Genomic DNA, 16,358 nt, shown 5'->3' with positions numbered 1-16,358 from the left:
CCTTGACCATGAACCGATATCTGCCCCTGATCCTCCTGGGGGTGTTCCTGAATGCCTTTGCCCAGATCGCACTCAAGCAGGGGATGCGGACCATAGGTCATTTCGCCTTTTCCCTGGAGAATATCCTCCCGGTGGGGACCCGGGTGATGCTGAACCCGTTCATATTTGCCGGGCTCCTCTGCTACGTCATCAGCGTGGTTGTCTGGCTTCTGGCCCTGTCGCGGGTGGAGGTGAGCTATGCCTATCCCCTCCTCAGCGTCGGCTACATCGTGGCCGCCTTTGCCGGGCAGACCCTTTTTCACGAGGCCTTGACCCCTGTGCGCTGGGCCGGCATCCTGGTCATCTGCTTCGGGGTCTTTCTGGTCACCAGGAGCGCCTCATGAGGCCGGAGTTTCTCCCATTTTCCAGGCCCTCCATCTCCGAAGCGGATATCGCCGCCGTGGGAGAGGTCCTCCGTTCGGGATGGATCACCACCGGTCCCCGGACAGCGGCCTTTGAAGAGGCTTTCAGCAGATATGTCGGCTGTTCAAGGGCCATCGGCCTCTGCTCGGCCACGGCCGGAATGCATCTGGTCCTGAAGGCCCTGGGAATCGGGCCCGGAGATGAGGTGATCACCCCCTCCATGACCTGGGTCTCCACCATCAACCTGATCGTCCTGGCCGGGGCGAAACCGGTATTCGCGGATATCGACAGGGATACGTTGACGATCCTCCCCGATGCAGTAGCGGATGCAGTATCCCCCAGGACCCGGCTGATCGTACCGGTCCATTTTGCCGGCGCCGCGGCCGACATGGCGGCCCTGAAGCGGATCGCCGCGCAGAGCGGCGTCCCGATAGTGGAAGATGCGGCCCATGCCCTGGGGACCCACTATTCCGGGAGGCATGTGGGGGGAGAAGGGACGTCGATCTTCTCCTTTCATCCCATCAAGAACATCACCACCGGCGAGGGCGGGATGTTCTGCACCGATGACCCTCAACTGGCGGAACGAGTCAACCGGCTGAAGTTTCACGGGCTGGGGATGGATGCCTATGATCGGGAGGCACAGGGACGGGCCCCCCAGGCCGAGGTATGGGAGCCGGGGTATAAGTACAACCTGACGGACATGGCCGCTGTGCTGGGGCTGGGACAGCTGGGCCGTGTGGATGAATTCAACAGGAAGCGGGAAACCCTTGCCATGATATACCGGGAACGTCTTTCCGAGGTGGATGAGATCCTTCCCCTTGTGGTCCCGTCCCATACCACCCGGCACGCCTGGCATCTCTTCATTGTACGCCTGGATACAAACAAGGCAGGGCTCAGCCGGGATGATTTCATGGCCGGACTCAAACAACGAAACATCGGAACAGGGCTCCATTTCCGTGCCGTTCACCTCCAGAAATACTACAGAGAATCCATGGGCATGCACCAGGGCATGCTCCCCAACACGGAATGGAACTCAGACCGGATATGCTCCCTCCCCCTCTTCCCGGACATGACAGAGGACGACGTGGACGATGTGGTGGAGGCCATCAAGGACGTGTTGAGCAACCGATGAAACCAGAACAGGCCACACTCTCCGTTGTCATCCCCGTGTTCAATGAGGAAGAAAACCTCACGGAACTCATGGACCGGTGCCTGAAGACCTGTGAGGGGATCAATAGGAATTTTGAGATCATTCTGGTGGATGACGGGAGTTCGGACGAATCCCGGAACATGATCAAGGCCGGGGCCGCCCGATACCCCGGCAAGATTATCGCGCTGCTCCTGAACAGAAATTACGGGCAGCACTCGGCCATCATGGCCGGATTCGCGCAGGCAAAAGGCGATATCGTGGTGACCCTGGATGCCGATCTTCAGAACCCGCCCGAGGAAATCGCCCGGCTGGTGGCCAAGGCAGAGGAGGGGTTCGATGTGGTGGGCACGGTCCGAATGAACCGGCGCGACACCTTTTTCAGGAAGGTGGCCTCCCATATGGTCAACAGGGTTGTGCAGATGTCCACCGGTGTGGACATGCATGACTACGGCTGCATGCTCAGGGCCTACCGTCGTCCCATTGTGGACGCCATGCTGAAGTGTCATGAACGGAGCACCTTCATCCCTGTCCTGGCCAACAGCTTTGCCGCACGTACGGCCGAAATCGACGTTCACCATGCACCGCGGTCTGCCGGCGACTCCAAGTATGGACTCTGGAAACTCATCAATCTCCAGTTCGACCTGTTGACCGGCATGACCACCTTTCCCCTGCGCCTTCTGAATGTGCTGGGCGTGCTCATCTCCGCCCTCGGGGTGGGTTTCGGCATATTTCTATTTGTCATGAGATTGATTTACGGTCCTGACTGGGCCGCTGCCGGGGTCTTCACCCTCTTTGCCATCCTCTTCATCTTTGTCGGTGCCCAGTTCCTCGCCATGGGACTGCTCGGAGAATATATCGGCCGGATATACAGCGATGTGAGGGCCCGTCCCAGATACTTTGTGGAGGAAATCGTCGGAAAAAGCGGGCTGGAAAACAGACAGTGAACGTCACTTACGAAACATTTCTTTGATGAGGATAATCACAATAAACATATTTTTTTTACAATATCTCCGTGCCTTCGTGTCTCCGTGTGAGATTATTTCAATTCCGGCTTGTCCGGGCAGAATATTTAAGACAAGGATATACAGATGAAAGCAGTCGTCTTGGCCTATCACACCATCGGATGCAGGGGGATTGAAGCCCTCCTCCGAAACGGTTTTGAAATTGTATCGGTCTTCACCCACAAGGATGTCCCGGGGGAAACCATCTGGTTTGAATCGGTCGCCCAACTGGCTGCATTCAAAAACATCCCGGTATATGCCCCCGAAGACATCAACCATCCCCTCTGGGTCAAAAAGATCCGGGAGATGGAACCGGATATCCTCTTCTCCTTTTACTACCGTCATCTGGTGCAGTCGCCCATACTGGAGATCCCGCCCGGAGGGTGCCTGAATCTCCATGGGTCCCTCCTCCCCAGATACCGGGGACGGGTCCCGATCAACTGGGTCCTGGTGAACGGTGAAACAGAGACCGGGGTGACCCTCCATTATATGACGCCCCGTCCTGACGACGGCGACATTGTCCATCAGAAACAGATCCCCATATCCGGGGAGGACACGGCAAAAACCCTTCATGAAAAGGCGGCAACCGCTACCTCAGAGATGCTGGATGAGATTCTCCCCCGGATCGTGGCGGGCACGGCCCCGAGGACGCCCCAGAATCACGCGGCCGCCACCTATTTCGGAGGCCGGTCTCCCCGGGACGGCGAGATCGACTGGACCCGGTCTGCAACCCAAGTCCGGGACCTGGTCCGGGCCGTAACGCTCCCCTACCCCGGCGCCTTCAGCCATGTGGGTGACCGGAAATGCCTGTTCTGGGCGGTTTCCGAGGAGGAGGGGAGTGACCGGGGCGCACGGCCGGGAACCATCGTGTCCACTGATCCCCTGGTGATTGCCTGCGGAGAGGGCGCCATTGCCGTCGATTTCGGCCAGACAGAGGGCGGGGTCTACATGAGCGGGTCCCAGTTGGCTGCGGAACTGGGTCTGGTGGAAGGGATGTCCTTTGGAGAACATGCAGCCAGCCGGGCCGAGGCCATGAGGAAAAAGAGCGTCCTCATCCTGGGGGTGGACGGGTTCATCGGAAATGCATTGAGCGAGCGGCTCTTGGAGAGCGGAAGATACGAGGTGCATGGGATGGACCTGCGGTCCGACTATATCCAGCGGCTCCTCAAGAATCCGCAGTTTCATTTCGACGAAGGGGACATCTCCATCCATCGGGAGTGGATCGAGTACCACATTCGAAAATGCGACATCGTTATCCCCCTGGTGGCCATCGCCACGCCCATAGAATACACCCGAAACCCCCTGAGGGTGTTTGAACTCGATTTCGAAGAAAATCTGAGGGTGGTGAGGTATTGCGTCAAATACGGGAAACGGATCATCTTTCCCTCCACTTCCGAGGTCTACGGGATGTGCGACGACGCGGATTTTGACGAAGATGATTCCAGACTGATCCTGGGTCCCATCCGGATGCAGCGATGGATCTATTCCTGCTGCAAGCAGCTGCTGGACAGGGTCATCTGGGCATATGGGGCACAGAAAGGTCTCCAGTTCACCCTGTTTCGGCCCTTCAACTGGATCGGTCCCCGGCTGGACAGCCTGATGTCGGCACGCATCGGCAGTTCACGGGCCATTACCCAGTTGATCCTGAATCTGGTGGAGGGCTCCCCCATCCAGTTGATCGATTCCGGCAATCAGAAGCGATGCTTCACGGACGTGTCCGACGGTGTGGAATGCCTCTTCAGGATTATCGAAAACAAAGGGGAGGTCTGCGACGGCCGGATCATCAATATCGGGAATCCGGACAATGAGGCCAGCATTCGGGAACTGGCTGAACTTCTGGTACGGAAATTCAAGGAACACCCCCTCCATTCCAGGTTCCCGCCCTTTGCAGGATTCAGGGAGGTGGAGAGCAGGGCCTATTACGGTCAGGGCTACCAGGATATGGCCCACCGCAAACCGAGCATCCGGAACGCCGGACGCCTCTTGAACTGGACCCCTGTGGTGGAACTTGAAAAATCGGTGGAAGACACCCTGGATTTCTTCCTGAGAGAGGCCATCCGTTGCGGCGAGTTTGAGTTGCTGACCGGGGAATCCCTGGTATGCGGCGACACAACATCCCCCAGAGGAGCGCAGGATTCATGAAGGTCGGCCTGAGGATCGATGTGGATACCTTCAGGGGAACCCGGTACGGGGTCCCCGGCCTCTGCAGGGTCCTGGCAGATCATGGAATCGTGGGATCCTTCTTCTTTTCGGTCGGTCCGGACAACATGGGCCGGCACCTTTGGCGGCTGATCCGTCCCGGATTCTTGTTGAAGATGGTCCGGACACGGGCGGCCAATCTGTACGGGTGGGACATCCTCCTGCGAGGGACATTCTGGCCGGGTCCTGTAATCGGCCGAAAGCTCGGTCCTGTGATCCGGTCTGCTTCCGACGCCGGCCATGAGATCGGGCTGCATGCATGGGATCACCATCAATGGCAGACCAAGATCGACCGGATGACCGGGGATGTGATACGCCGCACCATCGAGAAAGGGACGGCGCTTCTGAGGGAGACGATCGGGCTCACCCCTGTGGGTTCCGCGGCCCCCGCATGGAAGTGCAACGACCGGGTTCTCCTGGAAAAGATGAAATTCCCCTTCACCTATAACAGCGATTGCCGGGGCCGCGACATCTTCTATCCCCTGGTCCGGGGAAAGGCCCTCCCGCAACCCCAGATACCGGCGACCCTCCCCACCTATGACGAGGTCATCGGCCGCAACAACATATCGGACAAGACATACAACGACTATCTGATCTCCCTGTTAAAACCGGAAGGCCTCAATGTCCTGACCATTCATGCAGAGGCCGAGGGGATAATCTGCCTGGAGATGTTCGACCGGTTTCTCGAAAAGGTCCGGTCCATCGGAGGGACCCTGGTGCCGCTCGGAGAATTGCTGATGGATGCCCGTGATATCGGAGAGGCAAAAATGGTGCCGATGGAGATTCCCGGTCGCGAGGGATGGGTTTCCTGTCAGGAAGAGGTCGCGTAGGGCTCTGCCATGAGGAAGCATTCTCTTGCCGTCATCTCTCTCTTTCTGATCCTCTACATCCTTCCCCTCGGATGGCGGCCCCTCGCCATCCCCGACGAGACACGATACGCCGAGATTCCCAGGGAGATGATCGCCTCCGGAGACTGGGTGGTCCCCCGTCTGAACGGTCTCAAGTACTTTGAAAAACCGGTTTTGGGATACTGGCTCAATGCCCTCTCCATTATGGTGTTCGGCGAGAACCCATTTGCCGTCCGCCTCCCGTCCGCCCTGTCCGCAGGGATGACGGCGATGATACTCTTCTTTCTGATGCGGCGATTCGGCACAAGGGCTGAGGCCGCGCCCCTCGGGGCCGCCGCCTATCTGACCGCTTTGCTGGTCCTGGCCCTCGGCACCATCAGCATCCTGGACAGCATGCTCACCCTCTTTCTGACCGGGGCCATGGCGTCCTTTTTTTTCGCCTACCAGGAAGGCCATCCTCTAAAAAGATCCGGGTTTCTCGCCCTGTTCGGGGCATTCTGCGGGCTTGCATTTCTCATGAAGGGATTTTTGGCCTTTGCCGTCCCCGGCATCGCCATCGTCCCCTTCCTGGTCTGGGAACGCCGTCTCAAAGAGCTGTTCCGGATCCTTTGGATCCCGCTGCTGGCCCTCCTCCTGGTCACCCTCCCCTGGGGCATCCTGATTCACCTGAAAGAGGGCGATTTTTGGAATTACTTCTTCTGGACCGAACACATCCGCCGGTTTATCTCCCCGGTTCCGGGCCAGCACCCGAAACCGTTCTGGTACTTCCTCCCCATACTGGCGGGGGGCGCCCTCCCCTGGCTCTTTCTTGTCCCTGCTGTGGTTTCGGAAACCACCGCCGGGGTGCGCCGCCGGGACCCCCTCGTCCGTTTCGCCGTCTGCTGGTTCCTGTTTCCCTTCCTCTTCTTCTCGGCATGCAGCGGCAAGCTCATCCCCTATATCCTCCCCTGTTTCCCCCCCTTTATAATGATCATCGCCATGGGGCTCGCAGACTACTTTGAGAAGGGGAAAAAACGGGCCTTTAATGTCGCTGCCTGGTGTTTGGCGGTTCTCATGGGGGGAATCGCGATTGCCCTGATGCTGAACCAGACCACCCGGATCCTCTGGGTAAGGGTTTACGATCCCTTGGAGTCCTGGAAGTGGGCCATCGCTGCAGGCGGTTTCCTGGCGTGGGGGGCCGGCGCCTTTTTTTCCGCGGTCCACCCGGACTGGAAAAGGAAGCTATTGTTTTTCATCCTTGCGCCTGTCCCCCTGTTATTCAGTGTGCATTTTGCCCTTCCGGATCACGTCCTGGAAGACAGGACCCCGGAACGTCTCCTTTTGCGCAACCACGACCGGATTTATCCCCACACGCGGATCGTCACCGGACCTCATCTGGTCCATGCGGTCTGCTGGTTCTATAAGCGGGACGATATCCATCTGCTGGAAAAGGCGGGTGAACTCCGGTACGGGGTGGACCGGGACGATTCACATCCTTCCAGGCGCTTAACCGTGACGGACCTTCGGGAACTCATTTCGGGGGATTCCGATAGGCGGGCGGTGGTCCTTTTCCTGGAAACCAAAGACTATCTGAAATATAAGGACCGCCTTCCCGAACCCGATGTAAAGGATACGGACAGCGCCTTTGTATTCCTGGTATTTCAGCCATGAAAATCCGTCCCCATCGCCATGACCTGAGAAAACCCCATGTCTCACGACAAAGTTAGGGGGATACCAAAATAGGGAGAATTCTCAATCTCTCCGTGTCCCTGTGCCTCTGTGTGAGATAGGTTTGATTTGGGCTGCCGGGTGGTGGGCGTGTCTACCGGTTCACGTTTATCATGAGGTAAACTCCGAAAAAAAGAAAGAGGCTGTTTGCCAGCCATGCTGCAAGGATCGGGGGGAGGATCCCTGCAAATCCGAGGGTGCGGGAAAGCCCTAACACAAGGAGGTATATAAAGCAGAGCGCAATGCCGATGGAGACGGCCATGGGCGTGCCCATCTCTTTTTTCCACAGGGCGATCGGGATTCCGATCAGGGCCATGATCAGGACCACAAAGGGGAAGGCGATCTTGATATGAAGGTCCACAAAATAACGGCTGGCGTCGTATCCTTCCACCCTGAGCCTTTTGGCAAACCGTTTCAACTGGTTATAGCCCATCTCTTCGGGCTCGATTTCCTTTCTCACAAAGTCCGTCGGCCCTTCGGGGATCTTCAGTTCCAGTCGTTGGAACCGGCTCAGATCGTAGCTCCCGTCTTGTTCACGGTTTTGAACGATGCCTTCCCTCAGCTGCCACACCCCGTCCACCCAGGTTCCTGACCGCGCATCGATCCTCCGGATCAGATGAAAAGAATCATCAAAGAAGTAAAAGGCAGGATCGATCATGGTACGGGTCTGGTCATCGAACTGTCTCATCCAGTAGATGCCATTATCCCCCTTGTACCAGATATGACGCTGCCCGTGGAACTGGCCGGTCTTTTCCTTTTTGACTTCCTCCCGCCATATCCTGTTGGCGTGGGAGCTGGTATAGGGGACAAGGGTTTCTGAAAGGAGGAACATGGCCATGGAAAGAAATACGGCCGTGACAATAACCGGCTGAGAGATCTTCCAGACATGGGTCCCGCACGCCCTCAGGACGGTGATCTCATTGTTTCGTTTCATCAGGCTGAATGCGATGATGACGGTGGTGAGGGTGGCCACAGGGAGCATCTGCACAGTGATGGCGGGGATCTTGTACAGAAAGTAGGAGACCACCACGCCCCTGGGCGCCTGTGCCTTTATGAAGTCGTCGATCCCGCTGGTAAAGTCTATCATCAGATAGATGGCGATAAACACCATCTGGCAGATGATAAAGAGTTTGAAAAACTCCTGGACAAGATATCGCGTTAAAATATTCATATTTGGTACCCGAACGGAATCCTGGAAAATCAAGAAACAGTGAAATATGAGAAGAGGTTTGTTAATGTAAATTTCGTTCCATCAATTTTCAATTTTCAATTCTTGAATATTCAATAGTGCCTGAATCACGCCAAGGCGTGATTTTCGTTCAGGCACTATTTGGTAAATTCCAGTCACCTGCCCACTATCCGTTCGTATCACTCCGGCTTTGTGATAAAAAAACCGCTTAACATTGCGTTCGCAGGGGGGTCTCATTTAAACCGCTGCAAAAATCTGAATTGCCCGTGGGAACGGCGGTCTCACCCGTTCTTCCCCGGACTCGGAGACCGCGGCATCAGGAGCAGCGGAGGCGGTGTCATTGCATCATCCGGCCATGGAATCAGCCCTGCAAGACGGAAAAAGGCGTCATTCCCTACCATCACATTGGTGCTGTTGGCCGCCGCCGGCCGGAACAGTCCCCACTCCCGGACCCTGGGCCAGTCGCCGGGCCGCAGATTCACCAGGAGAGGCCCTTCCCTTCCAAGGCGTTTCAGATTCTCTTCCCCCTTTAGAAAAAAATCAGCATGATCCCCCAGGGTGCTTCCAAATCGGAGTTCGCCCATATTGTCCACCAGAATGGTGCGGCGCCGGGTGTAGAAACTCAACCCCTGGTCAAAGGTGCGCCATTCTGCCACACGTATCTCCTTGGGCAGGGGCAGAGGCATCTCCTTCATGAGCCCCCCCACCTTTCTGTAGGTGGCCGCTACCGGAACCATCATCACCATGCCGGGGATGAGCATCACCAGGACCAGGCCTGCGGCGGCCGGTATCATGCGACGTTTGAACATTGCCATGACCAGGAGGGCGCCGCCCAGCAACAGGGCGCCCTGGGCCAGCCTGACAGGCCATTCCAGTGCGGTCCCAGGGAGCATGTCCTGGGACCGGGCGTAATAGGAGACCACCGGAATCGCCGCCAGGAGGAAGACTCCCGTGATCCCGGCGCACCATCGGGCCGACCTCCTTGCCAGCCCCCCGTTTACCAGGTGGAAGGCCATCAGCATTGCCATGGCCGGGTAGGCGGGGAGGATATAGGGCACGAGCTTGCTTCGGCTCAGGCTGAAGAGACCGACCACGGCCCCGGCCCACAGGATCAAAAAAAGAATCCCTTCGGACTGCCGGGCGGCGTTCGGATCGTCCGGAGACTTATCCCTCCCTTGGAACAGGACCCGGGGCAGACGAACGGCTTTCATTCCGCGCCTGAGGCTCGACAGCGCCGAGGGGAAAAAAAAGGCGGTCCAGAACAGCATGCCGAAAGGGAAGATGACCAGGAAAAACCAGAACGGTTTGGCATGTTCTTCCTGCATCAGACGCCCGAAATGCTGGACCACAAAGTAAAAATGAAAAAACTCGGGATTGCGGAATCCTGCGGCCAGATGCCAGGGGAGGACAATGACGGCAAACACCAGGAGACCGGGAATCCAGCACAGGGACCCCAGGGCGCGCCAGTCCGACCTCAGGGCGATAACGCCGAGGACGATCCCTCCTGTCAGGGCAATGGCCGCAACCCCTTTGGTCATGACGGCGAGGCCCATGAGGGCCCAGGCCGCAATGTACCAGCGCCGCTTGGCTCCCCCCGGCAATGCCCGGTACCCGCACCACCATGTCCCCCAGGTGGCGGTGAGAAGGAGGCTGAAGAGGCCGTCGATGATCGGGAGGCGGGCCAGTATCAGGGGAATGACGCTGGTGAGGTACACCCATCCCGCCATAACCCCCACGCGCCTCCCGAAGAGACAATTTCCGAGGGCCATGATCAGGACCACCGTCAGAAAGCCCGCCAGGGCAGGCACCATGCGCACCACCCATTCCGACTGTCCGAAAAGCGCCATGGCGCCGGCCACACACCAGTAAAAGAGGGGGGGCTTCTCAAAATACTTCACATAGTTGAGGCGCGGGGTGATAAAATCGCCGGTCTCCAGCATCTCGCGGGAAATCTCCGCGTACCGGCCTTCGTCCGGATCCAGAAGCGGATAGCCGTCCAGACCGATGAAGTAGATGCCTGCGGCCAGGACCGTCACCAGGATCATGACCGCAATGACCCCTCCCCCTTCCCTTGAACGAGGCCTATCCGCCGGCAAGGTGTATCATCTCCTTTGACGTGTATTCGGCCACATCCGCCAGGCCGTCGAGGGGCATGAAACAGAGGGCGTTGGCAGAGAAGAGGATAGTGGCGGCAGCGGGAAACTCCTCGTCAGCGAGATAACATATATAGGAGAGCGCAATCTTGGGGAGGGGATAGAGGATCAGGGAGAAGTCGCCCCCGACCCCGTCTGCTCCGCCGAATGCCGCCTTGAGGGTCCCGGCCTTTTCCTTGATCCGGGGGACATGGGGAGCGAGCACCTGTTCGCTGTTAACGCCGAATGCCCCCTGATAGGGCATGCTTCCCTGAAAATCCCTGAACGAGGTAAAGGGTTCGATCCGGATCTCCTCAGGAGCGGCGTGTCGTGCATACAGGGAGACCAGGAGGGCTTTGGGATCCACACTCGGGGCCCCGGACAGGATTATCTTGTCGGGATCCAGACAACACGTCTGTCCAAAGGCACGGAAGAAGAGGGTGCGCCCCCTCCTTTCCGCCCCCATCGATCTCTCCAGTTCCGGGAGGGGACGGGAAAAGGCCTCTTGGAGGTTGTCGCGGATAATCTTCTCATAGCCGGTGGACACGAAGCGCGCCTCCTTGAATGACTTGCCTGGCCCGCTTACCAGAGGCCCCTGACAGCAGAATAGATCAATTTCTGGTATTCCATAATGGCGGCGCTCACATATCGATCCCTTTTCCACCAGGTATCGGCCTTGAAACCGGAATAGCGGGAAGGAGATATCATGATTTCCGCCCCTTCCCCCTCCAGGATGTTCCTGAAGACCCGGTAGGTTCGCCTGGCGCTGTATGGGGGGGTGACCACGATCATGGACCGGATCTCTTTTTTTTGTACCCGCTCCTTCAGTGCTTCGGCCTCTTCCCTTAGACTGTCCACAACACCCTTGCCGACAATATATGCGGATTCAGGGACATTCAGGGACTTCAGCGTGTCCACGAACAGCCGGCGGGTCTCAGGATAGCGACCCCCCTTCTCCCTCAGGATGTCCAGGCCCGCCGGAGGGGGTTCTTGAGGGATGAAGATCCGGGGGGCCAGCCCCTTCTGAAACAGCTCGGCCGCGGTCAGGCTTTGTTCCAGGGGAGGACCCGGCGTACATACGATCAGATCGGCCTCTTTGAGGGGATGATCCAAAATAAGATAATCCCCCATGGCGGTCAGAATGGGAACCCGGTAATAGGAGATGACCGCGTAACCGACCACCAGGAGGAACAGGAGCCATTTCCATATGCTCGGCCCTTTCGACCGGCCCCCCTCCGGTTCTATCGGCCTGTTTTCCGCAGACGCCGGGTACTCGCTCCCCCCGCTCCCTGAATCCCCCTGCCGGGCCTCCTCTTGCGAGTCCGGACCAATCCATTTCGAGAGAATACCGGTCAGATCCCCGGCACTTCCATCTTTGTTTGACGCCTTCATGCTGCACCTCTCTGGATGGGAGACCGCATCACAAATGGTAGGCGGTCATCATATCAGATTTTGACCGTTCCTCCAAATGAAATACGGATCCCCGGCCTCAATTCTCATGCTGTTTAAGGCTTGACCTGATTGCGGTTTGTTTTTATAACTCTATGGGGATGTGGGATAACAAAGATTTGAATCCCAATGCGCAGACCCGCACATCCCATATCGCATATCGCAACTCGGATGGAGGGAAACATGGATGTATTGATCGTCGGCAGCGGGGGCCGGGAACACGCCCTTGCCTGGAAGGCAGGCCGGTCACCCCAGGTTCAAAAGGTATTCGTGGCCCCGGGCAATGCCGGGACAGCGCAGGAACCCGGAGTGGAAAACCTCGATATCGGGTCCGATAGCATTGATGCCCTGATCGCCTTTGTCCGGCAGCAGGGGGTGGGCCTTACCATCATCGGGCCGGAGGCGCCCCTGGTGGCAGGCATCACGGATGCATTCCACGAGGCGGGGCTTACCTGCTTCGGACCTACCAGAGATGCGGCCCGGTTGGAAGGCTCAAAGGCCTTTTGCAAGAACTTCCTGGCCCGTCACCATATCCCTTCGGGCGAGTACCAGACCTTTACCGAATTGGCACCGGCCGTCGCCTACATCCGCAGACACGGGGTCCCTGTGGTGGTCAAGGCCGATGGTCTTGCAGCGGGCAAGGGCGTCATCATTGCAGGGTCGGAATCCGAGGCCATCGCCGCGGTTGAAGGGATGCTCTCCGGAAAGGACTTTGGCGAGGCCGGGAAAAAGGTGATCATCGAGGAGTGCCTGGAGGGGGAAGAGGCCAGCTTCATTGCCATAGTGGATGGGGAGCACATCCTCCCCCTGGCCACGTCACAGGATCACAAGGCCCGTGATAATGGCGATAGAGGCCCCAACACCGGAGGGATGGGCGCCTACTCGCCCGCCCCTGTGATCACGCCCGAACTGTTCGACCGGGTCATGAAAGAGATCATCCGGCCCACGGTCAGGGGGATGGCGGCCGAAGGCTGTCCCTATACCGGGTTTTTGTATGCAGGTCTGATGATATCCGAGGATGGGACCCCCCGGGTACTGGAGTACAACTGCCGGTTCGGAGATCCTGAAACCCAGCCCATTATCCTGAGACTCAAGTCCGATCTGGTGGATATCTGCCTGGCCGCCCAGGAGCGGCGCCTGGATGAGGTGGCGGTGGAATGGGATCAGCGGGTTGCCTTGGGGGTGGTCATGGCGGCCGGCGGGTATCCGCTCAATTACCGGAAAGGCGACCGGATCTACGGTCTTCCCCAACATGAGGCGGAGGGGATAAAGATCTTTCACGCCGGGACCCGGATGGAAAACAATCAGGTGGTCACCAACGGCGGAAGGGTCCTCTGCGTCACCGCCCTTGGGGCCACGGTCCGTGAGGCCCAGGCCAGGGCGTATGAACAGGCAAAGGGGATACAGTGGGACGGGGTCTACTACCGCACCGACATCGGGTACCGGGCCGTGGCAAGGGAATATAAGAAAGCCTGAAGCGTAAAGATGGAAGCTCAAAGCTCAGAGGATAGTTAAGCCGGCTTTCAGCTTTCAGCTTCAGGCTTCGAGCTTAACGAGGAAAGCCTGAGGCGCAAAGATGGAAGCTCAAGGCTCAGAGGATAGTTGCGCCTTGCTTTCCGCTTTCGGCTTTCGGCTTCGAGTCGAACGGGGCTACCCGCACTTGGTAAACCCGCAGAAGTGACAGGTCATACACCCCTCTTCAAAACTGATGGTCTGCCCGCACTCCGGGCACTTTTCCCCCAGGAGGCTGTTCTTGGGCCTGCCGCCATTCCGCTTCACGGGCTGGCCCTGCATATACCTTTTTTCAAGAACCCTGCTGATGGCGTCGGGGATGGAGAGGACCAGGCCGTCCTTTTGAAATACCGGATGCTCGCCCCCGATCCCTTTGAGTTGTTCCACGATCTTTTCCACCTGAACCCCGGACCTCAGGGCCAGGGACACCAGCCGGCCGATCGCCTCGGTCTTTGCAGTGGTGGACCTCCCTGACTTGCCGATGGTGGCGAAGACCTCGAAGGGCCGGCCTTCGTACTCCGTCACGGTCACATAGAGGGCGCCCATGCCGGTCATCATCTTGGTGGTGAAGCCTTCCAGGGTCTCGGGCCGCTCCTTTACAGCGGTCATGAATCCGCTCTCCTGGGGGAGTTTATCCGTGTCGGCAAAAGAGAGTACCTGGTTCTCCTTGCTCCCGTCCCGGTAGATGGTCACCCCCTTGCACTGAAGCTCATAGGCCAGGTCATAGACCTTCTTGACATCCTCGGCGGTCGCGTCCCGGGGGAGATTGACCGTCTTTGACACGGCGTTGTCCGTGTATTTCTGAAAGGCCGCCTGCATGCGGATATGCCATTCGGGGATAATGTCGTGGGCCGTCACAAAGACCGCCCTCTCCTCTTCGGGGATCTCCGTCATCCCCCGGATACTCCCCTTCCTGGCGATGGCGTCCATCAATTCCGGGCTGTAAAACCCCTTTTGTCTGGCGATTTTTTCAAAGTGGGGGTTCACCTCCAGCAGTTTGTCGTTGTCCATGACATTGCGGACAAAACTGAGGGCGAAGAGCGGCTCGATGCCGCTGGAACACCCGGCGATGATGCTGAGGGTGCCGGTGGGGGCGATGGTCGTGGTGGTGGCGTTCCGAAAGGCGCATCCCTCACGGTCCTTGAATATGCTCTGGTCGAAATTACCGAAGACCCCCCTCTCCCGGGCCAGGTCAGCGGAGGCCAGGTGGGACTCCTCCTGGATGAACCCCATGACCGCCTCGGCCGTTTCAAGGGCCTTTTCAGAATCATACGGGATCCGCAGCTGGTACAGCATATCGGCAAACCCCATCACCCCGAGACCGATCTTGCGGTTCCCCTTGACCATGGCGGAGATTTCAGGAAGGGGGTATTGGGACATATCGATGGTGTCGTCCAGAAACCGGACACTCCACCAGACCACCTCCTTGAGGCCGTCATAGTCGATGATGGGACCTTCCTCGGTCCGCATGACGAACTTGGCCAGGTTAATGGACCCCAGGTTGCACGCCTCCAGGGGGAGCAACGGCTGCTCTCCGCACGGATTGGTGCTCTCGATCTCTCCCAGCCCCGGAGTGGGATTGTCCTTGTTGATCTTGTCCAGAAAGACGATGCCCGGGTCTCCGTTCTCCCATGCCTGAGTCACCAGGGACCCATACACCTCTGCGGCATCCAGGGTCCCCGCCTTTCGATCGTCCCGGGGATCTTTCAGGTCATAGGGGACGCCCTTCCTGGCGCTTTCCATAAAGTCATCGGTAACCGCCACTGAGATATTAAAGTTGTTGAGTTCGCGGTTCTGCTTCTTGCAGTGGATAAATTCCATGATATCGGGGTGATCCACCTTGAGGATGGCCATGTTGGCCCCCCTGCGGGTCCCCCCCTGCTTGACCTGTTCGGTGGCGGTATTAAAGATCCTCATGAATGACACAGGACCTGAAGCCACCCCTCCGGTGGTGCCCACCCGGGCTCTCTTGGGCCGCAGGCGCGAGAAGGAGAAACCGGTCCCGCCGCCGGATTTATGGATCAGGGCCGCATTCTTCAGGGCATCGAAAATCCCGTCCATGCTGTCATTCACCGGGAGGACAAAGCATGCGGCCAATTGCCCGAGCCGGCGGCCGGCGTTCATCAGGGTCGGGGAGTTGGGGAGGAACTTGAACTCGGTCATCATCCTGTAAAAGATCTCCTCCATCTCCTTTACCCGGGCATCCCCCCCATAGGCCTTCTCGGCCTTTGCAATATGCCCGGCCACCCTGGCAAACATCTCTTCCGGGGTTTCGATGACCTCGCCTTCGCTGTCTTTTCTGAGATACCGCCGCTCCAGCACACGGGCGGCGTTTCCTGAAAGCTCAAGGCCCCTTCTTACGAAGATAGACTTGTCCAGACGGATCGGCGTGGTCTTTGAGAGCCCCCACTCCAGGAGTTTGGCCTCGATCATACGTTCTATCATCGGCATGGTAATGGTCTGGAGCTCCAGCTTCGCGATCTCCTCGCGCAGGAACCGGCTGATGTCCATGGCCTGGTCTGCATTGATAGGGTTGGTCCGGATCAGAAGATCGGAAAACCGGTCGTCATCCCACCTGTATGCGCGGAGGTCAAATGAATCCTCCCCTGTAACCAAGATTTTTTCCTGCTGTCCCATGTACATCCTCCTCCTGTTTGGATTCGACTTACGCCCCGCCACGACCTGCATTCACCTTTGGGGACCAGAGTCCCCCGACCTCGCATTGAACAAATCCGTTTCAAACGTGACCCACCGTGCGGTCCTGCCCTT

12 protein-coding genes are annotated in these 16,358 nt (G+C 58.1%); 7 read left to right on the top strand and 5 right to left on the bottom strand.

Going from position 1 to position 16,358, the window contains the following annotated elements; translation table 11 throughout:
* The first annotated feature begins 8 nt into the window (after nt 1-8).
* From K9N21_17925 to K9N21_17900, 6 genes are all read left to right on the top strand, one after another.
* Complete coding sequence (locus tag K9N21_17925; protein ID MCF8145791.1) at nt 9-383, top strand: EamA family transporter; 375 nt, start codon at nt 9-11, stop codon at nt 381-383.
* Entirely contained in the window at nt 380-1,534 is a 1,155-nt protein-coding gene (gene arnB, locus K9N21_17920) for a UDP-4-amino-4-deoxy-L-arabinose aminotransferase (GenBank protein MCF8145790.1), read from the top strand. The genes K9N21_17925 and arnB overlap by 4 nt, the downstream gene beginning before the upstream one ends.
* Complete coding sequence (locus K9N21_17915; protein MCF8145789.1) at nt 1,531-2,496, top strand: glycosyltransferase; 966 nt, start codon at nt 1,531-1,533, stop codon at nt 2,494-2,496. Before arnB ends, K9N21_17915 begins: the two co-directional genes overlap by 4 nt.
* Nucleotides 2,497-2,640: 144 nt before the next feature.
* A complete protein-coding gene (gene arnA / locus K9N21_17910) occupies nt 2,641-4,695 on the top strand; it encodes a bifunctional UDP-4-amino-4-deoxy-L-arabinose formyltransferase/UDP-glucuronic acid oxidase ArnA (protein ID MCF8145788.1) in 2,055 nt (684 codons plus the stop codon).
* Nucleotides 4,692-5,582: a 4-deoxy-4-formamido-L-arabinose-phosphoundecaprenol deformylase gene (locus tag K9N21_17905; protein MCF8145787.1), complete on the top strand. Its 891-nt coding sequence runs from the start codon at nt 4,692-4,694 to the stop codon at nt 5,580-5,582. The genes arnA and K9N21_17905 overlap by 4 nt, the downstream gene beginning before the upstream one ends.
* 9 nt (nt 5,583-5,591) lie before the next feature.
* The gene (locus K9N21_17900) at nt 5,592-7,250 is read left to right on the top strand and encodes a phospholipid carrier-dependent glycosyltransferase (protein MCF8145786.1); all 1,659 of its coding nucleotides are present in this window, start codon (nt 5,592-5,594) and stop codon (nt 7,248-7,250) included.
* A gap of 151 nt (nt 7,251-7,401) precedes the next feature.
* Here K9N21_17900 and lptG read toward each other — a convergent pair whose 3' ends face one another.
* From lptG to K9N21_17880, 4 genes are all read right to left on the bottom strand, one after another.
* Nucleotides 7,402-8,478, bottom strand: coding sequence for an LPS export ABC transporter permease LptG (gene lptG, locus K9N21_17895; GenBank protein ID MCF8145785.1), 1,077 nt, complete (start codon nt 8,476-8,478; stop codon nt 7,402-7,404).
* Between the two features lie 299 nt (nt 8,479-8,777).
* Nucleotides 8,778-10,592, bottom strand: coding sequence for a glycosyltransferase family 39 protein (locus K9N21_17890; GenBank protein MCF8145784.1), 1,815 nt, complete (start codon nt 10,590-10,592; stop codon nt 8,778-8,780).
* Entirely contained in the window at nt 10,579-11,175 is a 597-nt protein-coding gene (locus K9N21_17885; protein ID MCF8145783.1) for a DUF3786 domain-containing protein, read from the bottom strand. Before K9N21_17885 ends, K9N21_17890 begins: the two co-directional genes overlap by 14 nt.
* 35 nt (nt 11,176-11,210) lie before the next feature.
* A complete protein-coding gene (locus K9N21_17880; protein MCF8145782.1) occupies nt 11,211-12,020 on the bottom strand; it encodes a YdcF family protein in 810 nt (269 codons plus the stop codon).
* 240 nt (nt 12,021-12,260) lie between these two features.
* Between K9N21_17880 and purD the strand changes: the two genes are divergently transcribed.
* Nucleotides 12,261-13,553: a phosphoribosylamine--glycine ligase gene (purD, locus tag K9N21_17875; protein MCF8145781.1), complete on the top strand. Its 1,293-nt coding sequence runs from the start codon at nt 12,261-12,263 to the stop codon at nt 13,551-13,553.
* 174 nt (nt 13,554-13,727) lie between these two features.
* On the opposite strand, the gene K9N21_17870 is transcribed toward purD, so the two are convergent.
* On the bottom strand, nt 13,728-16,022 hold the full coding sequence (locus tag K9N21_17870; protein MCF8145780.1) for a vitamin B12-dependent ribonucleotide reductase: 2,295 nt from the start codon (nt 16,020-16,022) through the stop codon (nt 13,728-13,730).
* Nucleotides 16,023-16,358: the final 336 nt, after the last annotated feature.

It is taken from the genome of Deltaproteobacteria bacterium, from assembly GCA_021737785.1.
Lineage (GTDB): Bacteria > Desulfobacterota > DSM-4660 > Desulfatiglandales > Desulfatiglandaceae > AUK324.
The sequence above is the reverse complement of the archived record's forward strand: the minus strand, read 5'-3'. Positions and strand labels throughout refer to the sequence as shown.